This is a genomic window from Giesbergeria anulus (assembly GCF_900111115.1).
GTDB lineage: Bacteria > Pseudomonadota > Gammaproteobacteria > Burkholderiales > Burkholderiaceae_C > Simplicispira > Simplicispira anulus.
In genome coordinates this window covers 130563-157215 of the sequence record NZ_FOGD01000004.1, presented here as the reverse complement: position 1 = coordinate 157215, position 26653 = coordinate 130563, and the positions used below count along the sequence as shown (strand labels likewise).

Annotated in this window: 27 protein-coding genes; 10 read left to right on the top strand and 17 right to left on the bottom strand. The window is 59.3% G+C overall.

Features of this window, described 5'->3' with window-relative positions:
- Positions 1-5 precede the first annotated feature (5 nt).
- Positions 6-875 (bottom strand): creatininase family protein, encoded by an 870-nt coding sequence (locus BMX55_RS08915; protein WP_091456174.1) that lies wholly within the window; start codon positions 873-875, stop codon positions 6-8.
- 92 nt (positions 876-967) lie between these two features.
- On the opposite strand from BMX55_RS08915, the gene BMX55_RS08910 reads away from it, so the two are divergent.
- Positions 968-3205 (top strand): protein-disulfide reductase DsbD family protein, encoded by a 2238-nt coding sequence (locus tag BMX55_RS08910; RefSeq protein WP_091456171.1) that lies wholly within the window; start codon positions 968-970, stop codon positions 3203-3205.
- Positions 3206-3208: 3 nt separating this feature from the next.
- On the opposite strand, the gene BMX55_RS08905 is transcribed toward BMX55_RS08910, so the two are convergent.
- The 6 genes from BMX55_RS08905 to BMX55_RS08880 form a co-directional block, all read right to left on the bottom strand.
- The gene (locus BMX55_RS08905) at positions 3209-3862 is read right to left on the bottom strand and encodes a methionine ABC transporter permease (RefSeq protein WP_091456168.1); all 654 of its coding nucleotides are present in this window, start codon (positions 3860-3862) and stop codon (positions 3209-3211) included.
- On the bottom strand, positions 3843-5024 hold the full coding sequence (locus BMX55_RS08900) for a methionine ABC transporter ATP-binding protein (protein WP_091456165.1): 1182 nt from the start codon (positions 5022-5024) through the stop codon (positions 3843-3845). Before BMX55_RS08900 ends, BMX55_RS08905 begins: the two co-directional genes overlap by 20 nt.
- 93 nt (positions 5025-5117) lie before the next feature.
- A complete protein-coding gene (locus tag BMX55_RS08895; RefSeq protein WP_091456162.1) occupies positions 5118-5927 on the bottom strand; it encodes a MetQ/NlpA family ABC transporter substrate-binding protein in 810 nt (269 codons plus the stop codon).
- A 39-nt stretch (positions 5928-5966) separates the two neighbouring features.
- Positions 5967-7328, bottom strand: a complete 1362-nt coding sequence (locus BMX55_RS08890) for an LLM class flavin-dependent oxidoreductase (RefSeq protein WP_091456159.1) — start codon at positions 7326-7328, stop codon at positions 5967-5969.
- A 31-nt stretch (positions 7329-7359) separates the two neighbouring features.
- On the bottom strand, positions 7360-8613 hold the full coding sequence (locus tag BMX55_RS08885) for an acyl-CoA dehydrogenase family protein (RefSeq protein WP_091456156.1): 1254 nt from the start codon (positions 8611-8613) through the stop codon (positions 7360-7362).
- A 26-nt stretch (positions 8614-8639) separates the two neighbouring features.
- A complete protein-coding gene (locus BMX55_RS08880; RefSeq protein WP_091456152.1) occupies positions 8640-9866 on the bottom strand; it encodes an acyl-CoA dehydrogenase family protein in 1227 nt (408 codons plus the stop codon).
- A gap of 194 nt (positions 9867-10060) precedes the next feature.
- Here BMX55_RS08880 and BMX55_RS08875 point away from each other — a divergent pair, with 194 nt between their 5' ends.
- Together BMX55_RS08875 and BMX55_RS08870 are read left to right on the top strand one after the other, a co-directional pair.
- Positions 10061-10510: a CoA-binding protein gene (locus BMX55_RS08875; RefSeq protein WP_091456148.1), complete on the top strand. Its 450-nt coding sequence runs from the start codon at positions 10061-10063 to the stop codon at positions 10508-10510.
- Between the two features lie 63 nt (positions 10511-10573).
- Positions 10574-11437 (top strand): DUF2817 domain-containing protein, encoded by an 864-nt coding sequence (locus BMX55_RS08870; RefSeq protein WP_245751342.1) that lies wholly within the window; start codon positions 10574-10576, stop codon positions 11435-11437.
- A 16-nt stretch (positions 11438-11453) separates the two neighbouring features.
- Here the strand turns inward: BMX55_RS08870 and BMX55_RS16425 are convergent, their stop codons facing one another.
- A complete protein-coding gene (locus tag BMX55_RS16425; protein ID WP_177172864.1) occupies positions 11454-11597 on the bottom strand; it encodes a hypothetical protein in 144 nt (47 codons plus the stop codon).
- Between the two features lie 333 nt (positions 11598-11930).
- On the opposite strand from BMX55_RS16425, the gene BMX55_RS08865 reads away from it, so the two are divergent.
- The 4 genes from BMX55_RS08865 (at position 11931) to BMX55_RS08850 (ending at position 15152) form a co-directional block, all read left to right on the top strand.
- Positions 11931-13217 (top strand): cyclic di-GMP phosphodiesterase, encoded by a 1287-nt coding sequence (locus tag BMX55_RS08865; RefSeq protein ID WP_091456142.1) that lies wholly within the window; start codon positions 11931-11933, stop codon positions 13215-13217.
- A gap of 41 nt (positions 13218-13258) precedes the next feature.
- A complete protein-coding gene (locus BMX55_RS08860) occupies positions 13259-14215 on the top strand; it encodes a 1-phosphofructokinase family hexose kinase (RefSeq protein WP_091456302.1) in 957 nt (318 codons plus the stop codon).
- Positions 14216-14331: 116 nt separating this feature from the next.
- Entirely contained in the window at positions 14332-14781 is a 450-nt protein-coding gene (locus tag BMX55_RS08855) for an ATP-binding protein (protein ID WP_091456138.1), read from the top strand.
- A gap of 29 nt (positions 14782-14810) precedes the next feature.
- Positions 14811-15152 carry an STAS domain-containing protein gene (locus BMX55_RS08850; RefSeq protein ID WP_091456133.1) on the top strand — a complete coding sequence of 114 codons (342 nt, stop codon included), beginning with the start codon at positions 14811-14813 and terminating at the stop codon, positions 15150-15152.
- Here the strand turns inward: BMX55_RS08850 and BMX55_RS08845 are convergent.
- From BMX55_RS08845 to BMX55_RS08835, 3 genes are all read right to left on the bottom strand, one after another.
- On the bottom strand, positions 15149-16288 hold the full coding sequence (locus BMX55_RS08845) for a GGDEF domain-containing protein (RefSeq protein ID WP_091456131.1): 1140 nt from the start codon (positions 16286-16288) through the stop codon (positions 15149-15151). The genes BMX55_RS08850 and BMX55_RS08845 overlap by 4 nt on opposite strands.
- Positions 16289-16382: 94 nt before the next feature.
- Positions 16383-17135 carry a 16S rRNA pseudouridine(516) synthase gene (locus BMX55_RS08840; RefSeq protein ID WP_091456127.1) on the bottom strand — a complete coding sequence of 251 codons (753 nt, stop codon included), beginning with the start codon at positions 17133-17135 and terminating at the stop codon, positions 16383-16385.
- 8 nt (positions 17136-17143) lie between these two features.
- Positions 17144-17929 (bottom strand): ParA family protein, encoded by a 786-nt coding sequence (locus BMX55_RS08835; protein WP_091456124.1) that lies wholly within the window; start codon positions 17927-17929, stop codon positions 17144-17146.
- Positions 17930-18123: 194 nt separating this feature from the next.
- On the opposite strand from BMX55_RS08835, the gene queA reads away from it, so the two are divergent.
- Entirely contained in the window at positions 18124-19245 is a 1122-nt protein-coding gene (gene queA / locus BMX55_RS08830; RefSeq protein WP_091456120.1) for a tRNA preQ1(34) S-adenosylmethionine ribosyltransferase-isomerase QueA, read from the top strand.
- A gap of 39 nt (positions 19246-19284) precedes the next feature.
- On the opposite strand, the gene trpB is transcribed toward queA, so the two are convergent.
- From trpB to trpD, 6 genes are all read right to left on the bottom strand, one after another.
- Positions 19285-20484: a tryptophan synthase subunit beta gene (gene trpB / locus BMX55_RS08825; RefSeq protein ID WP_091456117.1), complete on the bottom strand. Its 1200-nt coding sequence runs from the start codon at positions 20482-20484 to the stop codon at positions 19285-19287.
- A 42-nt stretch (positions 20485-20526) separates the two neighbouring features.
- Positions 20527-21264, bottom strand: a complete 738-nt coding sequence (locus BMX55_RS08820) for a uracil-DNA glycosylase (RefSeq protein WP_091456113.1) — start codon at positions 21262-21264, stop codon at positions 20527-20529.
- Positions 21265-21388: 124 nt separating this feature from the next.
- Positions 21389-21574, bottom strand: a complete 186-nt coding sequence (locus BMX55_RS08815; protein WP_091456110.1) for a c-type heme family protein — start codon at positions 21572-21574, stop codon at positions 21389-21391.
- A 21-nt stretch (positions 21575-21595) separates the two neighbouring features.
- A complete protein-coding gene (trpC, locus tag BMX55_RS08810) occupies positions 21596-22396 on the bottom strand; it encodes an indole-3-glycerol phosphate synthase TrpC (RefSeq protein ID WP_091456106.1) in 801 nt (266 codons plus the stop codon).
- An 81-nt stretch (positions 22397-22477) separates the two neighbouring features.
- Complete coding sequence (locus BMX55_RS16420) at positions 22478-22654, bottom strand: hypothetical protein (RefSeq protein ID WP_177172863.1); 177 nt, start codon at positions 22652-22654, stop codon at positions 22478-22480.
- An 18-nt stretch (positions 22655-22672) separates the two neighbouring features.
- Positions 22673-23704 (bottom strand): anthranilate phosphoribosyltransferase, encoded by a 1032-nt coding sequence (gene trpD / locus BMX55_RS08805; RefSeq protein WP_091456299.1) that lies wholly within the window; start codon positions 23702-23704, stop codon positions 22673-22675.
- A 353-nt stretch (positions 23705-24057) separates the two neighbouring features.
- Here trpD and BMX55_RS08800 point away from each other — a divergent pair, with 353 nt between their 5' ends.
- Both BMX55_RS08800 and BMX55_RS08795 read left to right on the top strand, forming a co-directional pair.
- Complete coding sequence (locus BMX55_RS08800) at positions 24058-24870, top strand: formate/nitrite transporter family protein (protein ID WP_091456104.1); 813 nt, start codon at positions 24058-24060, stop codon at positions 24868-24870.
- Between the two features lie 36 nt (positions 24871-24906).
- Complete coding sequence (locus tag BMX55_RS08795) at positions 24907-26646, top strand: bifunctional protein-serine/threonine kinase/phosphatase (protein ID WP_091456100.1); 1740 nt, start codon at positions 24907-24909, stop codon at positions 26644-26646.
- The last annotated feature ends 7 nt before the right edge of the window (positions 26647-26653 follow it).

Genomic DNA, 26653 nt, shown 5'->3' with positions numbered 1-26653 from the left:
GAGTGTTAGCCCGCCAGAGGGCTGGGGGCTGATACCAAGGTACTCAAGGGCAGGCGGTGCAGCTCGTGCAGCAATTGCACCAACGCCTGCGCGGCGGCCTGCACCACAGCGCCGCCCTTGTCTGCGGTAGCAGCGGCGGCATTGCCTACAGCACCCGCCGGGTGGTAGTCTTGCATCGCCCAGCCCAGTTTGGCGCTTTTGCCATTGCCCAGCAAAGGATAGTGCTGGGAACGATCAAATGACGTGGATGGGAAATCTTGCGCCCGTGCCATCTGCACGGTTTGCGGGGCCAAGTGCAACATCATCGAGGTTTCGATATCTCCGGCGTGGATGCCAAAGCGGTGCTCATGGGCGCTGAACTTCCCGGCCACGGCTTCGGGTAAGGGCAGGCTAAACCAGCTAGCGCTATACACCAATAAATCGCATTGTTGGCGCAACTGCCGCGCTACGATGTCCATTACGCTTACTTGGCCGCCGTGGCCGTTGAGCAACAGCAATTTACGCACCCCAGCACGGGCCACACATTGGCCGATTTCAGTCCACAGGGCTATCAAAGTGGTGGGCGACAGTGTCAGGGTACCGGCAAAGGCGGTGTGCTCGGTACTGAGGCCGATATTTTGCGGTGGCAAGAACAGCACTGGTAGCTCGGCAGGCAATTGAGCTAGTGCCGTATCGATTACCCCTTGCAGCAAGCTAGCGTCCACTGACAGCGGCAGGTGCGGCCCATGCTGCTCTATGGCGGCCACCGGTAGCACGGCTACGATTTGCTCGGCAGTGCCTGTAGCCTGAAGCTGGGCAAAGTCGTGCGTAGAAAGTTCAGCCCAAAAGTGCGAGGGCAAAGGAGGGGTAGAGGTGAAGGGGGCAGAGTGGCTCATGGGGGCGATTGTCAGCCCTCCGCTACCATGCGGCTCCCCGGAGAATCATAGGAACGGAACCAAAGCGGCCCATCCGGCTCCGACTGACCACCATGCTGCACCCATTTCTTTTTCGCTTTTTCTCTGTTGTGTTGTGGCTGGTAGCCAGTGCCTTTGGCACTGCGGCACTCGCCCAAACTGGTTTCGCGGCTGCCACCAGCAGCGTGGTGACTACACCCCATGTGCGCGCTGAGCTGATCGCCCAAGCTCCACAAGGCGTGGCACCGGGCCAACCGCTGTGGCTGGGGTTGCAACTCACACACCAACCCGATTGGCACAGCTATTGGAAAAATCCGGGCGATTCGGGCCTGCCCACCGAATTGCACTGGGAGTTGCCTGCCGGGCTAGAGGCGGGTGAGGTGGCTTGGCCTGTGCCGCACCCGATTCGGGTGGGCACGATGGTCAACTATGGCTATGAGGGCGAGGTCTTGCTGGCGGTGCCCTTGCAGGTGACGCCGCTGTTCAAGCCACCCCTGTTGAGCACGGGCAACGTGACGGTGCGGCTGCGCGCCAGTTGGTTGGTGTGCCGCGTGGAATGTATCCCCGAAGAAGGTCAGTTTGCCCTGAGCTTGCCGGTGCAGGGTTCCACAGCGTTGCACAGTGCCGCCTTTGCCCAGCAATTGGCGGCCCAGCCAGTAGCTTTGGCGGGAGAGGCCAGCGCCCAAATTGACGGTGAACACCTGCAAGTGCGTGTGGCGGGCTTGCCAGCCTCGGTGCAGGGGCAAACTTTGTTGTTGTTGCCCGAAACCCCTGCCGTATTGCAGCATGTGGCGCAAGCAGACCCGCGTTGGACGCAAACTTGGGATGGCGCAGTCTGGGCTGCGCGCCTGCCGTTGTCCCCAGACCGAGGGGGCAATATCAGCCAGTTGCCTTTGCTTTTGGTGCCTGTGGGGACGGGTCAGGGCGTTGGCCCAGTGGCAGGCACTGCTTGGCGCACGGTGGCCGCAGTGCAGGGCCAGTGGACGCCTGCGGCGCGTGCCGAGGTTTCGCCCGCTTTGGCAGCTGCATTAGCCGCGAATCAAGCGGCCCAGCAAGCAGCGCCAGCACCAGTGCCGCCGCCATCGGTCAAAACTTGGTTGCTGGCTTTGCTCGGCGGTTTGGTGGGGGGGCTGTTGCTCAATTTGATGCCCTGTGTGTTTCCCATTCTGGCGCTGAAGGTGGTGGGTTTTGCGCGCCACGGTCAGGCACGGCGGGCGCAGCGGTTGGGGGGGCTGGCCTATACCGCTGGGGTGGTGTTGTCATTTTTGGCTTTGGGCGGGCTGCTGCTGGCGCTGCGTGCCGCTGGAGAGCAACTGGGCTGGGGCTTTCAACTGCAATCGCCTGGGGTGGTGGCCGCTTTGGCGGCCTTGTTTACCCTGATTGGTTTAAATTTGGCTGGGCTGTTTGAGTTTAGCCAGTTTGTGCCCTCTGGCTTGGCCAGTATGCAGGCGCGCCATCCGGTGGCTGATGCCTTTTTGTCTGGGGTGCTGGCGGTGGCGGTGGCCTCGCCTTGTACGGCTCCGTTCATGGGGGCCTCGCTGGGGTTGGCAGTGGCCTTGCCCACCTTGCAAGCGTTGGCGGTGTTTGCTGCACTGGGGCTGGGCATGGCCTTGCCTTATCTGCTAGCCGCTTGGCTGCCGGGAGTGGCGCGTTGCCTGCCCCGCCCCGGCGCGTGGATGCAGACTTTCCGGCAGGCGCTGGCCTTTCCGATGTTTGCCACCGTGGTTTGGCTGGTGTGGGTGCTGGGCCAGCAAAGCGGTATGGATGGCGCTGGTGCCTTGCTGGCGCTGCTGGTGGCCTTGGCGGCGTTGGTGTGGGCATGGGCTTTACCGGGGCGCAGCCGCTGGTGGCTGGTGGCGTTGGCCTTACTGGGCAATGGCTGGCTATTAGCGGTGGTTGGGCCTTATGTCATTCAGCCAGCGTCTGCCCATTCCAGTGGAGAGGGCATCGCGGCGGCTGGCAGCGTTGGCGAGCAGCGCTGGCAGCCTTGGTCAGCGCAGCGCGTGGCTGAACTGAGCGCCGCTGGTCAGCCGGTGTTTGTCGATTTCACGGCGGCTTGGTGCGTGACCTGCCAGTACAACAAGCGTACTACGCTGGCCGATACCTCGTTGCTGGCCGATTTTGCTGCGCACAAAGTAGCCTTGTTGCGTGCAGATTGGACGCTGCGCGACCCCGCCATCACTGCCGCACTGGCCCAATTGGGCCGCAATGGGGTGCCGGTGTATGTGCTCTACGCACAGGGCCGTGCGCCCGTGGTGCTGACGGAAATTTTGAGCGTGCAAGAAGTGCGCACTGCCTTGGCAGCACTGTGAATTTCAACGTGCGCGCAAACGGCGCACCCAAAAATCACCCGCAAACTGCACCAGACTGACCAAGGCGATCAGCACCACAATCACCGCCAGCATCACGGTGGTGTCAAAGCGCTGGTAGCCATAGCGAATGGCCAAATCACCCAAGCCCCCAGCCCCCACGGCACCAGCCATGGCCGAGGCACCAATCATCGACACCAAGGTGATGGTAAAGCCCCCAATAATGCCCGGCAGTGCTTCGGGCAACAACACATGGCGCACGATGTGCCAGCGGCGGCAGCCCATGGCTTGAGCAGCTTCGATCAGGCCGGACTCCACTTCGCGCAAACTGACCTCCGCGATGCGCGCAAAAAACGGCGTGGCGCTGATAGACAACGGTACCACCGCCGCCCAAATCCCAATCGTCGTACCCGTGATGAGGCGAGTTAGCGGGATCAGCGCCACCAGCAGCACGATAAAGGGCGTAGCCCGAAAAGCGTTAACGATACTGCCTGCAATCTTATGAAAGCGGGGCGCTTCCAACACCCCACCCGGCGAGGTGAGCACCAACAACACCGCCAGTGGAATACCCGCCAGCAATGCAATCAGGCCCGAAGCACCCACCATAATCAGGGTGTCTAGCAGGGCTTCCCAGAGGCGCTCATACATGATCGGTGACATAGCCCAGCTCCTTGGCATAGTGGCAGAGTTGCTGGCTGACCAGCGCGGCGGCGGCAGGCCCTTGGCCCGCCGTGGCAATGAGCAAACGACCGTGGGTGTGCCCTTGAATGCGATCGACACCGCCATGCAGCAGCCGCACGCGGCTGCCCAGTGTTTGGGCGATGCGGTCTAAGTCTGGTTCAATCTGGCCTTGGCCGGTAAAAACCAACTCCAGCACCCGCTGAAACGATCCACTGCTGGGTGCTTGCGTGTGCAGTTTTTGCAACAAATCTGGTGGCAAGTCGTGCTCCAATGGCCGCAGTAGCGCACGGGTGGCGTCATGCTGTGGGTCGCCAAACACTGCCCAGACTGGCCCGGTTTCGGCAATACGCCCGTTTTCGAGCACCAACACCTGATCGCAGATTTCCCGGATCACGCCCATCTCATGGGTGATGAGCACCACCGTCAGCCCCAGTTTGCGGTTGATGTCGCGCAGCAGTGCCAAAATCGACTGGGTGGTTTCGGGGTCAAGCGCCGAAGTGGCCTCGTCACAGAGCAAAATCTCCGGGTGGTGTACCAGTGCGCGGGCGATACCCACACGCTGCTTTTGCCCGCCTGAGAGCCGCCCCGGATAGGTTTGGTGCTTGTCACTCAGGCCCACCAAGTCGAGCACTTCAGTGACACGCTGGTAGACGTTGGCTTCGCGCACGCCTGCCACGCGCAGCGGCAGCGCCACGTTATCAAACACCGTTTTGGCCGACAGCAGGTTAAAATGCTGAAAAATCATGCCCACGCGCCGACGCAGTGCCACCAATCCATTCTCGTCCAAGGTGCTGATGTCTTGTCCATCCACCAGCACGCGGCCTTCGGTAGGGCGCTCTAGCCGGTTAATGGTGCGCAGCAGGCTGGACTTGCCCGCGCCGCTGCGCCCAATAATGCCAAAAATGCTGCCAGCGCGAATATCTAGGTGGATGTTCTCCAGCGCATGTACCGGCCCGGCGGAGGAGTGGTACACCTTGCCCAGACCTTCAAAGGTCACAGAACCGGCCACTGGATGTGCTGCACTGGTGCCACTGGAGGCGTCTGTGCGGCTAACTTCAGGAAAAGCCGGGGAAACAGGCCGAGATGCGTCGTGAGCGACAAAAAACGCATCGCGCTGGAGGGCAGGGTTGGAAATAGTCATTGCGATTTTCCTTTCAACCAAGGCTGGCTGTAGAAACTCTCACGGCTGCCAAAAGCCTTGTGAATCAACAAGCCAGCCGGAAGGCCAGTGTTTTTACGGGTTCAACCAAGCCAAGGTATAGAGCTTGGCATCACCAGCAAACAGCTTGTGGACTTGCTCGCGCACCGCCTGCGATTCCTGGAATATCTTGACGAATTTTTTAATGCGTGGGTCGTTGGCGTTGTCTTGGCGGGAGACAAAGCGGATCGCGTAATAGCTGTCAGATGCGCCAGAGTAAATCAGCCCCGCACTGGCAAACTGTGGTTTGCCTGCGCTGACAAAATGCGCCGGAATGCCTTGGGCCAAGTCCACATCGTCAATGGCGCGCACCAACTGCGGCCCTTCAACTTCGGCAAACTTGAGCTTTTTAGGGTTGCTGACAATGTCATTGACATTGGCCTTAGCACCCGCACCATCACGCAGTTTGATTAAACCGGCTTTTTCCAGTAGTTGCAGGCCGCGCCCTTGGTTGACGGGGTCGCTGGCCACGGCTACTTTCGCGCCCTCTTTCAACTCGTCAAAGCGCTTGATCTTGTACGAGAACAAACCGATATTGGGCAAAACGCCAATGCCTGCCACTGCAAACTTGTAGCCGCGCTGCTGGATGGCATTGTCCAAAAAGGCTTGGTGCTGGAAGTAGTTCAAATCCAGATCGCCGCTGGCTACGGCCTCGTTGGGCGTTGTCCAGTCGGTAAATTCGATAATCTTGACGTCCAGCCCGGCTTTTTTGGCATCGGCCACGGCTGCGGCCAGCGTGTCGGCATGGACGCCTGCCGAGGCACCAATTTTGAGGGTTTGTGCTTGGGCGGTGCAAACTAGCAACAGGGACGAGACGGCAGTCAGTAGAAAACGGGTCAGTTTCATGGTGATGGCTTTCTGGGATCAAGTAAAAAATGCGCGGCTTTAGGCCAGCTTGCGAAATTGCGCTGCGGCGTGGCGTGCTGGCAGGTGGTTGCCTTGGCCAAACAGCTTGTGACGCAGGCTGCCTTCGGTGTAAGACGTTTTGTGCAGGCCCCGGTTTTGCAGCTCAGGCACCACGACATCGACAAAATCTTCAAAGCTCTCAGGTACTACGGTGCGCGTCAGGTTAAAGCCGTCAATGCCGGTTTCTTTTACCCAAGATTGCAACTCGTCCGTGACTTGCTGTGCGTCCCCGACGATGGCCGGATAGCGTCCACCCAGTTGGAAGTGCTCCAGCAGCTTGCGCCGCGTGCCACCCAACTGCTCCAGCGCCCGCAGTGACGACTGGATGGCATTGGTCTGGTGAAACGCAATCGGTTCGTCTAAGTCGTAACGGGACAGGTCAATGCCCGTGCTGGAGGAAAAATGCGCCAATCCCGCTTCTGGGCTGGCATAGCGCACGTATTCATCGTGCTTGTCACGCGCTTCTTGCGTGGTGGCAGCGGGCACCACTGTGATGCCCAGCACGACCTTGATATCGTCCGCGTGGCGGCCTGCTTGCACGGCCTGCGCCCGCAGTTCTTGCACGGTGTTGCGTACCGTGGCTTTGTCATTGCCGCCGATAAACACTGCTTCGGCGTGGCGTGCCGCAAACACTTGCCCTCGGCCTGAAGTGCCAGCTTGAAACAGCACTGGCGTGCGCTGTGGCGATGGCTCGCACAGGTGGTAGCCCTCCACGTTGTAATAGCGCCCGTGGTGCTGGATGGAATGCACTTTGGCCGGATCGGCAAAGACCCGCGCTGCTTTGTTGCGCTGCACGGCGTCGTCTTCCCAACTGCCTTCGAGCAGCTTGTACAGCACCTCCAGGTATTCATCGGCGCGCTCGTAGCGCTCGTCGTGCAGCAATTGGTTGTCTTGACCAATGGCACGCGCTGCGCTGTCGAGGTAGCCGGTAACGATGTTCCAGCCAAAGCGCCCACGGGTCAGGTGGTCGAGGGTGGAGAAGCGCCGTGCCAGTAGGTAAGGGTGTTCTGTCAGCGGGTTGACGGTGACGCCAAAACCAAGATGCTGGGTGCTGGCTGCCATGGCCGACACCAGCAGCATCGGGTCGTTGATCGGCAGTTGCACCGCTTCTTTCAGCGTCAGGTCGATGTTGCCTTGGTAGATGTCGTAAACGCCCAGAATGTCGGCAATAAAGATGCCATCAAACAGGCCGCGCTCTAGGGTGCGGGCCATGTTTGTCCAGAACTCGATGGTGTGGTATTGGGTAGTCTGGTCGCGGGGGTGCGTCCACAGGCCGTGGTTGATGTGGCCGACGCAGTTCTCGTTAAAAGCGTTCAGGATGATGTGTTTTTGGGCGGTCATGGCTTGGTGCAATCAAGGGAGCGTTTTTGGCTCAAGCGGCCAGTGCTTGCGGGATGGGGGCCGCGCTGGGAAAGGCCACCACCTTGTGTGCTGTGGAGGGGGCGGTGCGAGCGCGCTGGCGGGCGGTGGCGTCTTGTGCCAAGTTGGCCAGTACCATGTCGTCTTGTGGCGGGTTGTACAAAGCGCACTGCACGTCACGGAAATAGCGCTCCAGTGGCAAGTCTTTAGACAGCGCGTGTCCGCCCACAATGCCCATCGCCAGCTCCACAATGCGGATGGCGTTGTTGGTCACGGTGTATTTGGCAATTGCCACTTCGTGGTGGAGCCGGTGCTGGATGGCAGCATGGCGCTCCCAACGCTCGGCCAAGCCATACAACAGGGTTTTGGAGCTGCCAATCAGCAGTTCGATCTCGCCCAGTTTTTGCTGTACCTGTGGCGCATCCAAGATGGAGCTGCCTAGGCTGCGCGATTGGTAGCCGTCGGCAAATTGCAACGCAAAGTCGCGTGCAGCCACGGCAATGCCTAAGTAAACGGCAGAAATTTGCAGGCCAAAGGCCCGGCTGGCGGTGGTAAAACTGCTCGATTGGCCGGGGTCGATATAACTGAGCAGCGCATCGTGGGGCACGAGCACATCATCGAATTCAATATCGTGGCTGCCGGTGCTGCGCATTCCGATGGTGTTCCAATTCTCGATGATGCGCACGCGCTCAGATTTGGGCACCAAGAATTCGGCCATCCGCCCTTCTTCTTCAATGAAGGCATAAACGATCATTTGTGCCAAAGCTGGGGCGGAGGAGCAAAAGGCTTTGCGGCCCCGGATGACATAGCCCGCCTCGGTTTTGCGCGCCGTGGTGCTGGGTTTAGCGCCGCGCAGCAGGTTGCCTGCCTCACGGTCGGTGATGAGCACATTGATGAGCACGCCGTCTTGCACCACCTCCCGGCACAGCCGCTCAAAAATGGGCCGCTGCCATTTCAAGTCGAAACTCAGGTAGCCAAACACCATCAGGTGCCAGCCCAGCGCCAGCGCGGTGGAGCCGCTGCCTTTGGCTAGGCGTTCTTGGAACAAGAGCAATTGGTAGAGCGAGAGGCCCTCGCCCCCCAGCGCTTGGGGTAAGGTCAATTTGAGCGCACCGCGTTGGCGCAGCAAGTCAAAATGTTCATGCGGAAATTCGCCCGACGCATCGTATTGGGCTGCGGTTTTGGCAATCTCGGCGGCCAGTTCATCGGCATAAGCAGCGATGGCGGCGTCGCTGGCATCGCGCAGGGTGACGTCAGAGGTGGTCATGGGGTTTTCTCAGGGACGGGCAAGACTCAGAACAGCCCAGAATGCGGTGGCTGCGTGCCTTTAAGCCGGTAAGCACCCACTACGGCGGCTTTCCAATGGCGTGGGTTGTGGTTAGCCACCGTGCGGGCATTGCGCCAGTGGCGATCCAAGTTGTGTGTGCGTGCGGTGGTGGAGGCTCCACCCACGTCAAACAGCAGTTCTGCGGCCTTGAGGGCCGCTTCAGCGGCGATGTACTGGGCTTGGGCCACATCAATCGCAGCTTGGGTGATGGAGGCTTCGTCCAAGCCAGAGGCCCATGCGGCGTCAATGCTGTCAGCGGCGCGCAGCACCACGGCCTCGGCGGCAAAAGCGCGGGCAGAAATCTCACCCACCGACAACTCTACATACGGGTCATCTACCGAGCGGCTGGCGCTGCTGTGCTTGATGGGGCGGGCATGGTGCTGGGCAAAGGCCACGGCATCATGGAGCGCGTTGCGGGCGATGCCCGCCTCGACCGCACCCAAAAACAACTGGGCATAGGGCGTGACGATGCTGCGCTGGTTTTTTCCTGCGGCATAGAGGTTTTGCGGCACGATGTCTTCTTCATAGACCAGCACGTTGTTCAGGTTGGTCGTGCCACTGGCTGTTAGGCGTTGGCCCATCGCGTCAAAGTCGTCGATCAGCTCCAAACCTTCTCGGTCGCGCGGCAACATGAAGCGTATTTCTTCACCTTCGGCATTGAGCGCCACCGCGCTGACCCAATCCGAATACAAAGCGCCCGTGCTGTAGTATTTGCTGCCGTTGGCGCGGTAATGATTGCCTTCGCGCTCCAAGCGGGCGCTAATGGCACCATTGGCTGCGCCCACTTCCCAGCCAGCGTTGCCAAACAGCTCCCCTTGCAAGTAATGCGGCAACCAGCGTTGCCGCGCGGCTTCATCGTCGCTGGCGAGCAGCCCTTCAAGAAATAGAAAACTTGGGCGCAACGCTTGGGCGATATTGGAGTCCACCGAGGCCACGTCGATCACAAACTCAATCACGTCGCGCACCGAGGCCCCACTGCCACCCGATTGCTGTGGAATGCGCCAAGTGAGCAGCCGCTCATCGCCAATGCGCCGGATGAGTTCATAGGGCAGGATGCGCTCACGTTCCCGCACCTGCACACCTTGGCGCAAAGCGGGCCACAGGGTGGTAGCCCGGCGTTGGAGTTCGGCCACACTCAGAGGTGCTGCTGCACTGATCTGAGACGACGATTTATCAAGGGTAAGTTTGGTCATAGACTTTTTGCGTGATGACGGCATCGTAAAAAGCCCATCCCTTATCTACAACAAAGCAATACGCATGACGAAAGTCAGAAATATTTGGTGCATTTGCTCGGTCGGAAATTTTTGTTAGCGGATCAGCCCTGCTTTAGTGCTGCGCTACCATCGCCACACTTGATTCAGCCTGCGCCCCAAAGGGGTTCCATTTCATGCCCAGCACTGACCCTTTGCGCGCCATCTTGGCGCAATGCCGCACCATTGCTGTGGTCGGCCTATCACCTAAGCCTCACCGCGACAGCTATCGTGTAGCGCTGTACTTACAGCAGCAGGGTTACCGTATCGTGCCGGTCAATCCGGTGGCTGCCCGCGAGGGGGAACAGATTTTGGGCGAGCCTTGCTATGCCAGTCTGAGTGATGCTGCCCAAGCCTTGGCAGCACAGCAGTTGCGCATAGATATGGTGGATGTGTTTCGCAACAGTGCCGATGTGCCACCCATTGCCCAGGAGGCTATTGCCATTGGTGCGCAATGCCTGTGGTTGCAACGAGGCATTTGCCATGAGGAGGCCGCAACCCACGCCCGTGCAGCCGGGTTGCAGGTGGTGCAAGACCGTTGCACCTTGGTTGAGCACCAGCGGCTGCACGCCACAGGGCAACTTTGATACCCCCTTTTCCCTATGAATTTCTTGTCTTTTCTACCCTGGAAGCAGCTTGGTTTTTGTTGCTTGGCCGTTGGGTTTAGTACCCCCTTATGGGCTACGCCACCTGCTCCATCCAAGGTGTCGGTGGATGCCTCTGTGACTCCAGAATGTCAGGCCCTCGTACGCCGCCTGCCCAATGTGACGCTCGCCCAGTGCCAACAGGCGGGGTTGGTCGTCAGTGCCGCCCGTTCGGTGCAGGGGCGGCGCATTTTGGTGCGCGATGTACCCGATGAGCAGGCGCAGTTGCGCGTGCTGGTGGTTGGGGGCATTCATGGCGACGAGCCTTCGGCGGCCTCGGTGGCTTTGCATTGGTTGGCGCTGGCCCGCGATAAAGCCTTTGAACTGCCCCAGCCGGTGCATTGGCGCTTTATTCCGGCCCTCAACCCTGATGGCTTGCTGATGGCACAGCCCCGCCGCACCAACGCCAATGGCGTCGATCTGAACCGCAACTTTCCCACACCTGAATGGGTGCGCGATGCCCCCCACTATTGGGCACAGCGCACCGGCAAAGACCCACGCCGTTGGCCGGGTAAGGAGCCGCTGTCCGAGCCTGAAAGCCGCTACCTGCACGAGGAGATGCAGCAGTTTAAGCCACACCTGATCGTCAGTTTGCATGCGCCCTATGGCGTGCTCGATTTTGACGGCCCCACCACGCCGCCGTCGCGTTTGGGGCGGCTCTATCTGGACCAAGTGGGTATTTACCCCGGTAGCTTGGGCCACTATGCGGGCGTACACAAGGGCATGCCGGTGGTGACGGTAGAGCTGGCTAGTGCCAAAACCACCCCACGCGATGCCGAAATGCGCCAGATGTGGGTAGACCTGCTGCGCTGGATGGGTGAGCGCCTGATAGCCGCCCCAGCGCGCCCGCAGGCGACGGGCAAATCTTGAGCCGGGCGGGCTGCGATCAGCCCGCTAACTGCACCTGCAAACTGACACAGTCGGTTTTGCCCGAACCCAATACCGAAATTGGCTCCACCACCCAGATATGGCGCGCCACAGCCAGCTCTGGTGTCCCCAAGGCTTGGGCTGCTGCTGCTACCCGTTGCACCCGTTACAGGGCGACTCACGTCCTATAGCTCATGCCGATGGTGGATATCCTCCCGGCAGAAGGTCAGGCAAACTACTGGAGGCAACTTGCAGCCAGCAACACCGCGACAGGGGTATTTAGTTAAACCAACCAGCCTCCTCAAAATTTGGGGCTGTTCACTGTTATAGCAAGATGTTGTCGCAGCGGCCTAGGTTTTGAAGCTATCGCGCCGATAGTTATAAAACGCAAAATTGGTGATAACAATTTGTTATCACTTGATGCATAACAATTTGTTATCGTTAGTGCCACACTGGCTATCGTCACCTTGCCAGTCAGCCCCACGGAAACATTGCTATGCTCAAGCGCATTCACGTCAAGCACCTCACTTTGGGGATGCACATCCATGAATTTTGTGGTTCATGGATGGAGCACCCCTTTTGGCGTACCCAGTTTGTCCTGACCGATCCCAAAGACTTGGACAGTATCCGGGCCACTACGATTAAAGAAGTCTGGATTGATGTGGCCAATGGTTTGGATGTTGCCCCCGGCACAGTCTCTACCTCTGAGGAAGAAGCTGAAGCCCAAGTGGAGCAGACCTTTCAGCAGCTCGATGATGTGCCTGCCATATCCCCCCCCGCACCCAGCCTAGCGCCTGCACCGCGCGACCGTAGCCCTACCAGCATGGCTCAGGAGTTGGAAACCGCAGCAGCAATTTGCCGCCAGTCCAAAACGGCTGTGGCATCTATGTTTAATGAGGCTCGGCTAGGCAAGGCCATCCACACCGAGAAGATGCGTGATCTAGTGGAGGATATTTCCTCCTCAGTGATCCGCAACCCTGGTGCTCTTATCAGTCTGGCGCGGCTCAAAACGGCTGACGATTATTCTTACATGCACTCGGTTGCCGTATGTGCTCTCATGGTGGCACTGGCACGCCAACTTCAGCTTGATGCCGAGCAGACACGCATTGCCGGGATGGCCGGGCTACTGCACGATCTGGGCAAGGCCACGATCCCGCTGGAAGTGCTGAACAAACCGGGCAAACTCACTGATGCCGAGTTTGCGATAGTACGAGACCACCCGGTGGCAGGCTGGCAAATGCTGCGCGATGGCGGCATGGCCGATGGCCCTGTGCTTGATGCCTGTCGGCACCACCACGAGAAAATGGATGGTTCAGGGTACCCCGATAAACTGGCCGGGGAGCAAATCCATATTTTTGCTCGCATGGCTGCGATTTGCGATGTGTACGATGCCATTACTTCTAATCGGCCTTACAAGGCAGGCTGGGATCCTGCCGAATCATTGCGGCGTATGGCCCAGTGGAGTGAAGGCCACTTTGACCTCCAACTGTTTCATGCATTTGTTAAAAGCATTGGCATCTATCCGGCAGGCTCGCTGGTGCGATTGAGCTCTGGGTATTTGGGGGTAGTAACCGACCAAAACCGCAGCACACTGACCGCACCGTGGGTCAAGGTGTTCTACTGCACCAATAGCCAGCTGCGTATTACGCCCCAAACCATCGACCTGAGCGCACCCGGTTGTACCGACAAAATCGCTGGCCGCGAAGACCCGGCGCACTGGAATTTTCCCGATTTGATCCATCTCTGGTCGGGATTTGATTTTCGCACCACCCACACGCACTAATGTCCGGCACTAATGCCCGCACCGGCCTTTCCCTCCATGGTATGAGCACCACCTTCCTGACCCTGACCCTCAACCCGGCTTTGGATATCGCCACCCGCACGGGGCAGGTGCAACCCACGCACAAACTGCGTTGTAGCGCACCGCAGTACTATCCCGGCGGTGGTGGCATCAACGTAGCGCGGGTACTGCACCGGCTGGGCAGCCCCACTACCGCGTGGTATCTGGCGGGGGGCTGTAGCGGTGCCCAACTGCAAACCCTGCTCCAAGCCGAGGGCGTGCCAGCATGGCCCCAGCCGATTGCGGGGCAGACGCGCGAGAACCTGTCAGTGCTGGAGGAAAGCACAGAGCAAGAATTCCGCTTTGTGTTGCCAGGGCCGACGGTGTTGGACACTGAATGGCAAGCCTGCCTAGACCAGTTAGCCGCTCTGCACCCCGCGCCCCACTGGCTGGTGGCCAGCGGCAGTTTGCCACCCGGCGTGCCAGATAATTTTTATGCTCGGCTAGCCAAGCAAGCACAAGAGCGTGGTCAGAGGCTGGTGTTAGATACTTCTGGCCCGGCACTGGCGGCAGCGCTGCGTGCAGGCGTTTATCTGGTCAAACCTAGCCTGCGTGAGCTGCGCGAACTCACTGGGCTGGCGCTGGAGCAGCCGGTGCAATGGCAGGCCGCTGCACAAAGTCTGGTGCACCAAGGGCAAACAGACATGGTGGCGCTGTCACTGGGGGAGCAAGGGGCGGTATTGGCCAGCGCCAGTGGTATTTGGCAGGCTCCAGCATTGCCGGTGCCTGCCGCTGGTGGCACCACCGGCGCTGGGGATTGCTTTTTGGCCGCACTGGTGTGGGCGTTGGCGCAGGGCCACCATCCTGCCCAAGCGCTTGCTTGGGCTGTGGCCGGGGGGGCCGCAGCCTTGCTGTCGGGCGGCACTAAGTTGGCGCAAGTCGATGACATTGCGCGGTTACAGCCACAGGTAACTATTTGTTATTTAGACAAAATGTTCTAGCCAAAGCGCACTGGGTCTCGTATATTTTGCGCACTCTTGACCAACTTGAGTCTTTTGTCTGTCTCCGTCCCTTATTTTGATCTGTCTGAGTCTTTGTAGAAAGTAAGGAGCTCCTGATGGACGGCCTACTGCCGCAATCGCACCACAAGACACTGCTACTAGATTATCAATTGCCAGCACATTTGCAGGAGCTCGAAAAACTGGCCGCTGCCGTAGAAGAGGCTTTGCCTGAGCACCCCGATTTAGCCTTTTCAGTCAACCTGTGCCTTGATGAGCTCATCACCAATACCATCCTACACGGATTACAAGGTGCGCAAAATCGCCTGATCCGTGTGCGTATGAATATCTCTGCGCAATTGCTAGAGATATTCATCAAAGACGATGCGCCCCATTTTGACCCCTTTTTGCAGGCCCCAATTCCCGACCTTGATCTGGACTTGGACGAGCGCCAAGTGGGGGGCTTAGGTGTGCATTTGGTGAAAACCTTGATGGACGATGTCCGCACTTACTACGATGGCAGTGGCAATTTGATTGTGCTGCTCAAAACTTTGCGCAAAGAGGCGTAAGTTTGTATCGCCCCTTAGAAAGTAAAAAAATGGCTCTCGAATGTACGATCTCGGAATTGGGCGCAGTGCGTCTGGCTTGCATCATTGGCCGTGTGGACAGCGCCACGGCGGGCGGATTAGAAAAGGCCATCATCCCCCTGTTTGACACCAGCGGATGCCATGCCATTGTCGATTTGGCGGCAGTAGACTACATCTCCAGTGCGGGTCTGCGCATCATTTTGATGGCGGCCAAGCGTGCCAAGCAGGCCAAGGCCCGGTTGGTGTTGTGCGGTATGGCCCCGCAGGTACGCGAGGTGTTTGAGATCAGTGGATTTCTGAAAATCCTAGAAGTAGCCGCCGACCAAGCCAGTGCTCAGGCGCTGTTGGCTTAAACCGAGAGCAGCCAGCAATTGCGCCCCGCTTCTTTGGCGCGGTACAAAGCGTTGTCGGCACTGCCGATCAGTGCTTTGTCCGCATTGGGGCCTTCTGGCACTTGGCTGGCGGCACCCACACTGACCGTAATATAGTGCGCCACATCCGAGGTTTTGTGCTCGCGGCCCAGCGCCAGTACGCCGTCCACCACGCGCCGGGCTACCGCAGCGGTACCTTCGCTGTCGGTATCGGGCAAAATCACGGCCAACTCCTCGCCTCCATAGCGTGCTACCAAATCGGTGGTGCGCTGGGTGGCGTTTTGCACGGCGCGCGCCACCGCCTGCAAGCAGGCATCACCGGCTTGGTGGCCGTAGGTGTCGTTGTAGCGCTTAAAAAAGTCCACATCAATCATCAGCAGCCCGATAGGCTCTTGGCGTCGTGTGGCGGCGGCGCATACTTGGGTCAGACGGTCATTGAAGTAGGCCCGATTGGCGATTTGCAACAGCCCATCGGTGCGCGAAAACGCCTCTAGCCGTAGGTTGGCCTGTTGTAGCTCTTCATTGGCGTAGGCCAGTTCGCGTGTGCGTCGGGCGACGCGATCTTCGAGCAATTGGTTGGCTTGGGCCAACTCGGTGTTTTGTGCCGACAGCACATGGTAGAGCTTGCCGATCATCTTGAGTAGCGCTTGGGTGCCGTTATCGTGCGCTGAATTTTCTTGCTCAAAGGCTTGGGCTGGTGATACGCCTTCACGAATCAGCACAATCTGGCGTGCCAGCGATTGGTCTACACCCAAAATATGCATCCCTAGCCACGAGGTCAGAAAGCCCACAAAGGTTTCTGCCGGGTCGCTCATCAACCCGCGCTGCTGCCACATGGTATGTACCTGGGCTACAAACTGCTGGTGCAAGCCTTTATGTGCTTGCACATGGCGTTCGTCTACGCCCTCGGCTTTCATCAGGGCTTCTTCATCGCTGAAATGGTAGTGGGTGTAGGCTACCAAGCGCTCAAAAATTTCAGTCAGCACTATTTCTCTGGAGTCATCAGTCAGGAATAGCGAACGGCTGAGTTCATTGAACAAATCCACCAGCGCATGGTGCTGCCCATCCACCTCGGCCAAGCCGGTGACAAAATTTTGATCCCAGACAAAGGTATCCATAGAGGCAGACTCGTTTCTTTGGAAAATAAGGGCACCCGGCCCCAAACAGCACAAAGCGTGGCCGCCATTATGGCGTGCCACTAAGGCAAAAATACTACGCCGTGACCATCGTCAGGCGCTGCAAATCTTCGGCGCTCAACCAGCGCCATTGGCCGGGGGCCAAATCGTATGGCAGCGCCAACTGGCCGATGCGGCTGCGGTGCAAACCCTCTACCCGGTTGCCCACAGCGGCCAACATACGCTTGACTTGGTGGTATTTGCCTTCGGTCAGGGTTAGGTCAAGGCAGTGGGTATCGACCAACGTGCAGGCGGCAGCGCGCACTGGTTTGGGGTCATCATCGAGCACAACCCCGGCCAGCAGGCGTTCTATTTGTTCGGGGGTGATGTCGTGCTTGGCCGTGACCCGGTACACCTTGGGCACATGCTTTTTGGGCGAGCTCATGCGGTGGATAAACTGACCATCGTCACTGAGCAGCAACAGGCCAGTGGTGTCTTGGTCTAGCCTTCCGACGGCCTGCACGCCTTGGATGGCACTCTTGACGGGCCGCTGGCGCAAGGGGGCGGGTAACAGGGTGTAAATGCTGGGGTAGGTGGAGGGCTTTTGCGAGCACTCAGTGCCTGCGGGCTTGTGCAGCATGACATAAGCATGGGCAAAGTAGGCCCAATCGACGCCTTGCACCCGAAAGCGCAGGCCCTCAGGGGCAAAGTCGGCACTGGCATTGAGGCACTGCACGGGCGGCTGGTCTGGCCCAGCTTCATAAACCTCTACCCAGCCCTGTTGCACCAAACCAGCACAAACACGGCGGGTGCCAAAACCTTGAGAATAAAGAATATCTTGTAACTGCATGGGCAAACTTAAACGTGGGTGGCTGGTGTGGCGGTCAGGGCTTGGTGCAAAGCCACCAAGGCTTGGGTGAGCTTGTGCCGGGGGTCGAGGTAAATCATGGGTTTGGCTTGCTGGTGGGACTCGCGCACTTTGATCGATTGCGGCAGGTAGGGCTGCAACACCGGCAGGCCCTCATTGAGCAGCTCTTGCACCAGCCGCTGGGGCAGGCTGGCACGGGCTTGAAACTGGTTGACCACAATGCCCTTGATCTGCAAGTCGGGGTTGTGGTCGGCGCGGATCTCTTGCACATTGGTCAGCAGGGTGTAGAGCGCTTGGCGCGAGAAATCGTCGCAGTCAAACGGAATCAGGCAGCCTTGTGCGCCCATCAGCGCTGAACGGGTATAAAAGTTGAGCGCTGGCGGCGTATCAATATAGATGCGGTCGTAGTCTTGGAGCAACACTTGCAGCGCCTCGCGCAGCTTGTAGATTTTGTGCCGCGATTCGAGTTTGGTTTGTAGCTCATCGAGCAGCGGGCTAGAGGCCATCAGGTGCAGGTGCTCAAACGGCGTGGGCTGCACAAAATGGCTAGGGGGCAGAGGACGCAGGCTAAACCCCAGCGTTTGCTCAAAGAAATGGGCCAAACCGGGTTGGGTGGGTGCCGGTGCAGCCCCCAACAAGTAGGCGCTGGAGTTGCCCTGCGAGTCCAGATCGATTACTAAGGTGCGCAGCCCTTGGCTGGCGCTGATGGCGGCCAGATTGCAGGTGATGGTGGATTTGCCCACTCCACCTTTCTGGTTGAACACGACAAGAGGCATGGCAATGGATTCCTTGGACGCTAAACAAGCACACCACCGCCAAAGGCACGGCGGCACCACAGCGGGCATGGCACACACCCGCAGCGCAGCGATTATGGGACAGCCGTCGTGGGACAATCGCGCCGCGCAGGCCCTAGGGTTGGCGTATTTCCCTTGTTTATCCTTGGCACGGGCCTGTTCGGCCCTCAAGCACTATGACCGATTTTTCTGCCCCCGTTTCTTCCGCCTTCACCCTCAGCGATTTTGATTTTGAGTTACCCCCAGAGCATATTGCGCAACACCCAGCCCCAGAGCGCAGTGCCTCGCGCTTGCTCGATGGCCGTGGCGTGCAGCCAGTAGATCGTATTTTTCGTGAACTGCCCGGTCTGCTGCGTGCCGGTGATTTGCTGGTGTTTAACGATACCCGTGTGCTCAAGGCGCGCATTTTTGGCGAGAAGGCCAGCGGTGGCAAATTAGAACTGCTGATTGAGCGCGTACTGAGCGACCATGAAGTGGTGGCCCACATGAAGGTGAGCAAAAAGCCCCAGCCCGGTGCTACCCTGCACATGGCCGGTGGCTGCAATGGCGGCGGCTTTGATGCCGTGCTGTTGGGCCGCTACCCCGATGAAAACGGCCCGCTGTTTCGCTTTGCGTTGCACGGCCCGGCCCACGAGAGCGCTTGGGACTTGATGGAGCGCCATGGCCACCTGCCGCTGCCCCCCTATATTGAACGCCAGCAGGCCGAAGGCAACGACCCCAACGCCGCCCAAGATGCGCAGCGCTACCAAACGGTGTTTGCCCGCGCCCCCGGTGCTGTGGCCGCACCCACCGCAGCATTGCACTTTGACGAGGAGGTGTTGGCCGCGTTGGCTGCGCAAGGTATTGAGCACGCCAGCGTGACGCTGCATGTGGGTGCAGGCACCTTTCAGCCGGTAAAAACCGAAAACTTGGCCGAGCACCAAATGCACAGCGAGTGGTACGAAGTGCCGCTGGCCACCCTAGCCGCGCTAGAGCGCTGCCGCCAGCGCGGGGGCCGCGTTGTGGCCGTGGGCACTACCACCGTGCGTACGCTGGAATCGTGGGCGCGCTCCGGCCAAACCAGTGGTGACACCAATATCTTTATCACGCCGGGGTTTGAGTTTCAGGTGGTCAATTTACTGCTGACCAACTTTCACTTGCCCAAAAGCACGCTGATGATGTTGGTGAGTGCCTTTGCGGGCTATGCGCCGGTGATGGGCTTGTACCACTATGCCATCAAGCGCAACTACCGCTTTTTTAGCTATGGCGACGCCATGTTGCTTGAGCGTCGTGCTGCTGGAGACGCTGGAGCCACGTAGGTCGGGTTAGTCCAGAGGGCATCACCCGACATAGAGCGATTAAAGCCCCAATTTTTGCGAGACGAAATCGGCATCCTTATCGCCACGGCCTGAGAGGTTGACCAGAATGGTTTGCTCAGGCGACATGGTTTTGGCTACCTTCATGGCATAGGCTACGGCGTGGGCGCTTTCCAGTGCTGGGATGATGCCTTCGGTGCGCGATAGCGTCATAAAGGCGTCTAGGCACTCGTCGTCGGTGATGCTTTCGTAGTTTACCCGGCCAATGTCTTTAAGGTAGCAGTGCTGCGGGCCTACGCCGGGGTAATCCAAGCCAGAGGCAATGGAGTACACCGGCAGTGGCTCGCCCTGCGCATCTTGCAGCGTGTAGCAGGCAAAACCGTGGATGGCCCCTTTGGTGCCGCGCGCCATCGTGGCAGCGTGGTCGGGCGTATCCAAGCCCTTGCCCGCAGGCTCTACGCCCACCAGTTGCACGGCTTCGTCGGGCAAAAATTCGGTAAAAATGCCCATGGCGTTGGAGCCACCGCCCACGCAGGCCACCACCATATCAGGCAGGCGGCCATGTTGGGTCAAGCACTGCGCACGAGCTTCGCGCCCGACAATGCTTTGGAAGTCACGCACCATCTTCGGGAACGGGTGCGGCCCCACCACCGAGCCGATGGCGTAAATAAAGTTGACTGGGTCTTTGAGGTACTCTTCAAAGGCGCTATCGACCGCGTCTTTGAGCGTGCGCGTACCGCGCGTGACCGGCACCAGCTTGCAGCCCAAAATCTTCATCTTGACGACGTTGGGGTGTTCTTTGGCGATGTCGATCTCGCCCATATGGATTTCGCAGTCAATGCCCACCAGTGCGCAGGCCGAGGCTAACGCCACGCCATGCTGACCCGCGCCGGTTTCGGCCAGCACCTTGGTTTTGCCCATGTGCTTGGCCAGCAGCGCCTCGCCCAGGCAGTGGTTGATTTTGTGCGCGCCAGTGTGGTTGAGGTCTTCGCGCTTGAGCACAATGCGCGCGCCGCCTTGGCGCTGCGACAGCCGCTTGGCATAAAAGATCGGGCTGGGGCGGCCTACATAGTGGGCATACAACTCGGCCAGCTCGTCTTGGAAAGCGGCTGTTTGGCGCACTTGGTCGTAGGCGGTGTTGATGTCATCCATCACAGCCTTGAGTTGTGGCGGAATCAGTTGGCCGCCGTACTCGCCAAAGTAGCCTTGGCTATCGGGCATGTCCAAAAAAGTGCGCTCCATCGGTGTCTCCTTAAGTGGTGGAAAAAATGCAAGCGCGCATTGTTACACCTCTTTTTCACCATCCTTTTGCTGCTGCGCCTGCCGAAAAGCCCGTGCTTGCCCAAAATGCCCGCAGCCGATAAAGGGCACTGGCGGGCGCAGCGCCGATAACGGCGAGGGGTGGTTGGCACACAGCACCAAATGGCCCCGATCGGTAGGAATGAAGGCCCGTTTGGACTGAGCGTGCGCCCCCCAGAGCATGAATACCACTGGGCGTGGCCCTTGGGCGACATGGGCAATGACGGCATCGGTCAGGCGCTCCCAGCCCTTGCCAGAGTGGCTGGCTGCTTGCCCTTCCTCTACCGTCAGGCAGGTGTTGAGCAGCAACACCCCATTCTTAGCCCACTTGACGAGGCTGCCCCCCGGCTGCGGAAACTCAGGCCAAGGCGTGCCCAGATCGCGCTGCAACTCTTTAAAGATATTGCGCAGCGATGGCGGCAGCGCCACACCGGGGGCCACCGAGAACGCCAGCCCCTCGGCCTGCCCGCGCCCGTGGTAGGGGTCTTGCCCCAAAATGACCACACGCACGGCATCGGGTGGTGTCAGCTCTAGTGCCCGCAGAGGCAAGGGCGGAAAGATGGTGGCACCGGTCTGCAAGCGCTGCTGCAAAAAAGCCAGCAAATTCTGCCCGCCCGTGCTGGAAAAAAAATCATCTACCAAGGCTTGCCAACCGGAGGCCACGGGCCAATCGGCTGGGTTAGCGCTGTGGAGTTGGCTAGGAGAGGTAGCGGTTTGGTTCATCTAAAACTAACTTCGGTTTGAAGCCTCCCCCTTTAGGGGGACAAAATTGCTTTGGGAGAGGAGTAACCTCTCTTCCAAAGTCGCCTCTTGAGAGGCGTGGATTGAAACATGGCGCAGTCGGCGTTCAGAGCGCCCGCTTGAGCGTGATGGCCCCGCGAATATCGCCAGGGGCGTAGCCTGTGGCCTTGTCGTGCGAGTACAGCTCGTGCAACTTGGCCTTGAAGTTTTGGCTCAAGTTGTCGGGGTTGCCGTGGCAACTGATGCACAGGGTTTGTGTGGGCAGGGCCTTGATATAGCGGTAGGTTTGCACTGTGCCTTCAGTGCAAAATCATCAAGCAAATAGTTTGGCTAGTTCTAGCCCCGGCTCCGGGGCGCGCATAAAGGCTTCACCCACCAAGAATGCATGGACACCAGCGCTGCGCATGGTTTGCACATCGGCAGGGGTCAGGATGCCCGACTCGGTGACCAGCAAGCGGTCTTGCGGCACATGGCGTTTCAGGTCTAGCGTGGTTTGCAGGTTGACCTCAAAGGTGCGCAAATTGCGGTTGTTAATGCCCAGTAGCGGCGTTTTGAGTTTGAGCGCCCGCTCCAGTTCGGCACCGTCATGCACTTCGACCAGCACGGCCATATCCAAGCTACGGGCAATGGCCTCAAAGTCTTGCATCTGCGCATCGTCCAAGCAGGCGGCAATCAACAAGATGGCATCGGCCCCCATGGCGCGCGATTCGTACACTTGGTAGGCATCGATCAAAAAATCTTTGCGTAGCACCGGCAATTGGCAACTGGCTCGCGCTTGCTTAAGTGCGTCTATGCTGCCTTGAAAGAACGAGCGCTCCGTCAGCACCGATAGGCAAGCCGCACTGACCTTGCCATCGCCTTCGGCATAGCTTTGCGCGATGTCTGCGGGGATAAAGTCGGCGCGGATCACGCCCTTGCTGGGGCTGGCTTTTTTGACTTCGGCAATCACTGCCGCTTGGCCCAGCGAAATCTTGGCGCGCAAAGCGCCCACAAAATCGCGCGTGAGTACGCGGCTTTCGGCGTCGGCACGCATGGCCGACAGGGATTTGGAGTTTTTGGCCGCAGCAACTTCTTGGACTTTGACGTCGCAGATTTTTTTCAGAATGTCAGACATGGTGAGGGTTTGAGGTGGGGGGGCGCGCCGATGTGGCGTACGGCATTTTGCACTTGCATTGTCGGGCTATTGGGGTACCGATTAACGCGGGGGCTGATTTTCTGGTGGTGCTGAGTCGGGCGGTGGGGGCGTACGTACCACCTTCATGATGGTGCGGTGCATGATGGCCCCGACCACCAGAAATAACAGCGAAATCCCCAGCACAATCCAAGTGCCGGAGTCTTGCCAAATGGGTGCATCCCAAAGACTGGTGGACATGGTGTGTACCTTGACAGCTTAGGCGGCTACTTTTTGCGTGTAGGCCACCAGAGCCTCTAGCTTGGCTTGGGCTGCGCCGCTGTCAATGGCTTGTTGCGCCAGCGCCAAGCCAGTGGTAATGCTGTCGGCCACATTGGCGGCATACAGCGCCGCCCCGGCATTGAGGCACACAATATCGCGTGCTGGGCCGGCTTTGCCTGCCAGCACTTCTAGCACGATGGCGCGCGATTGCTCTGGCGTCTCGACGCGCAACTGGCGTGTGCCCACCATCGGCAGGCCAAAATCTTCGGGATGAATCTCGTACTCGGTGATCTGGCCGTTTTTCAGCTCGCCCACCAAGGTGGAAGCGCCTAGGCTGATCTCATCCAAGCCATCGCGGCCATAAATCACCAGTGCATGTTCGGCCCCCAAACGCTGCAAGGCACGTATTTGGATGCCGACCAAATCTTCATGGAACACGCCCATCAAGATGTTGGGCGCGCTGGCCGGATTGGTCAAAGGCCCCAAGATATTGAAGATGGTGCGCACACCCAGTTCTTTGCGCACCGGGGCCACATTTTTCATGGCCGGGTGGTGGTTGGGGGCAAACATAAAGCCCACACCTACTTCGGCAATGCACTGGGCAATCTGCTCGGCAGTCAGGTTGATGTGTACGCCCAGCGCCTCCATGGCATCGGCACTGCCGCTTTTGCTGCTCACGCCGCGCCCGCCATGCTTGCTCACTTTGCCACCAGCGGCGGCAATCACAAAGGTGGCACAGGTGGAGATATTGAAGGTGTTGGCCCCATCGCCACCCGTGCCCACAATATCCACCAGATGGGTGCTGTCGGCCACCTGCACCTTGTGCGAAAACTCGCGCATCACTTGGGCTGCGGCAGCAATCTCGCCAATGGTTTCTTTTTTCACGCGCAAGCCCGTGACGATGGCGGCGGTCATCACCGGCGAGAGTTCGCCGCGCATGATGAGCCGCATCAGGTGCAGCATTTCGTCGTGGAAGATTTCGCGGTGCTCAATGGTGCGCTGGAGCGCTTGCTGGGGGGTGATGGGCATGGGGATTCTCAAAAAAATACGCTGTTCTAGCCTTGGAGCGTACAACGACTTGCCCGTCTTGGCAGCACAAAAATAGATCAGGCTGCACCAGAGCGCAGCGTCCGCGCGCCCCGATGCACTGCGCTGGCCCATTCTGGGGCAGACAGCCACCACAAAAATCAGGCACGGAATGTGCATACAGCCAGCATGTTGAGCTGACGATGGCTTGATAGCACGCTTCACGGTTTGTTACCGTGGGGTGTGAGGTGTACCCCCATGACACGGATAACGGCGTCCCCCCTGCCCCAGCCCCAAGCTGATGGCAGTGTGGTGACGCCGTTTTTGTTTTTTCCTCACCCTGCAAAGGAACTGTAATGGCCTATCTTGCTCCTGCCGAATTCGTCACCAAAATGGTCGATGCTGGCGAATCCAAACTGCTGATGTCCACCCGCGACACCCTGATCCGCTCCTACATGGCCGGTGCCATTTTGGCGCTGGCCGCAGCGTTTGCCGTCAGCGTCACCGTTAACACCGGCAACCCTTTGATTGGGGCATTGCTGTTTCCGGTGGGCTTTTGCATGCTCTACCTGCTGGGCTTCGATTTGCTCACCGGCGTGTTTACCTTGGCTCCGCTGGCGGTGTTTGACCGGCGTCCGGGCGCGACTTGGGGCGGCGTGATGCGCAACTGGTCATTGGTGTTTGTGGGCAATTTTGCTGGGGCGCTGACGGTGGCCTTGTTCATGTCGATCATCTTTACCTTTGGCTTTACCGAGGCCCCTAACGCCATCGGGCAAAAGCTGGGCACGATTGGGGAGGGCCGCACGGTAGGCTATGCCGCCCACGGTGCTGCCGGGATGCTGACGCTGTTTATCCGGGGCGTGATGTGCAACTGGATGGTCTCTACCGGCGTGGTGGCAGCCATGATGTCCACCTCGGTGTCGGGCAAGGTGATTGGCATGTGGATGCCGATTTTGGTGTTCTTCTATATGGGCTTTGAGCACTCCATCGTCAATATGTTTTTGTTTCCTACGGGGCTGATGCTGGGCGGCAATTTCACATTCATGGATTACCTGATCTGGAACGAAATCCCCACCGTGTTGGGCAATTTGGTGGGCGGCCTGACCTTTGTCGGGGCCACGCTGTACTCCACCCACTACAAAACGGCCCCTAAGCGCATGGTGGCCTGAGGCAGCTCCACCACGGCCCGACCAGAGGAACCCCCCATGAGCAGCACCACCAGCCTGCGCGTGACGCTGGGCCAACACGCCCAAGCCGGGCGCAAGTCTGTGCAGCAGGACTTTCATGGGGCCATGCTGCCCCAAGGCCCGCTGCTGGCCAGCCGGGGCATTGCACTGGCGCTGGCCGATGGCATCAGCAGCAGCAGCGTGAGCCAAATCGCCAGTGCGGCGGCGGTGCGTTGCTTTCTGGACGACTACTACTGCACCTGTGAGGCGTGGCCAGTGCGCCGCGCTGCACAGCGGGTGCTGCAAGCAGGTAACTCTTGGTTGCACGCACAATCGCAGCGCAGCAGCGCCCGCTTTGACCGAGACCGCGGCTACGTTTGTACCTTCAGCGCCCTGATTCTCAAGGGCCGTGAAGGCCATTTGCTGCACGTAGGCGATGCCCGCATTTACCGCCTGCACCCCCAGAGCCTAGAGCAACTGACGCAAGATCACCGCGTGGTGCTGTCCAGCTCTGAAAGCTACTTGGGCCGCGCTCTGGGGGCCAGTGCTACGGTGGATATCGACTACTGCTGCTGGCCGCTGGCGGTGGGCGAGGTCTATCTCTTGGCTACCGATGGTGCCTACGAATACCTAGATGCCGCCACCATCCAAGAAACACTGGCACAGCACGGTGATGACTTGGATGGCTGTGCCGCTGCCCTGATCGCCACGGCATTGGAGCGCGGCAGCGACGACAACCTGACCGTGCAGCTGGTGCGCATTGATGCTTTGCCCGATGCTGGCCCCCTGCCCACCGGGCGCGAAGGGCTGGCGTTGCCCCCGGCAGCACTGCCCCGGCGCAGCCGCCTAGACGGCTACACCGTGGTGCGCACGCTCCAGCACAGTGCGCGCAGCCACCTTTATTTGGCGGTGGACGAGGCCAGCGGGCAGCAGGTGGTGCTCAAAACCCCTTCAGTGGATTTGCAGGCCGACCCGGCCTATCTGGATCGCTTTCTGCTCGAAGAATGGATTGCCCGGCGCATTGACAGCCCGTATGTGGTCAAGGCAGCGGCCCACGACGGCCCGCGCACGCACCTGTATGTGGCACTGGAATATGTAGAAGGGCAAACGCTGGCGCAGTGGATGATTGACCACCCACAGCCCGATCTCAATAGCGTGCGCCAGATCATTGAGCAAGTGGCCCAAGGCTTGCAAGCCTTGCACCGCAAAGAAATGCTGCACCAAGACCTGCGTCCCGAAAACATCATGATCGACTGCCACGGCACTGCCAAGATCATTGATTTGGGGGCTACCCATGTGGCGGGCCTGACTGAAGGCACCGACCAAGCCCAGCCGCAAGCGCTGCTAGGCTCGCTGCAATACACCGCCCCAGAATACTTTGTCGGTGGCATGGGCAGCCCCCGGTCAGAATTGTTCTCGCTGGCCGTTATCACCTACCAAATGCTGACTGGCCATTTGCCCTATGGTTTGCAGGTCACGCAACTGCGGCAACCGGCAGACTTGCACCGGCTGCGCTACATCGGGCTGCGCACCCGTCGGCCCGACCTGCCGCTGTGGCTCGATGCCGTGCTGCGCCGGGCGCTGCACCCACAGGCCCAGCAACGGCAAGAGGTGCCCTCAGAACTGGTGCATGACCTGCGCACGCCGGGCCTGCGCTACCAGCAGCACCGCACCACCCCACTGATCGAACGCAACCCCTTGCTGTTTTGGCAAACCCTGTCTTGCCTGCTGGCATGGGCCATGCTGGTGTTACTGGCCCTACAGGCCACCCGTGCCTAAAACCTTG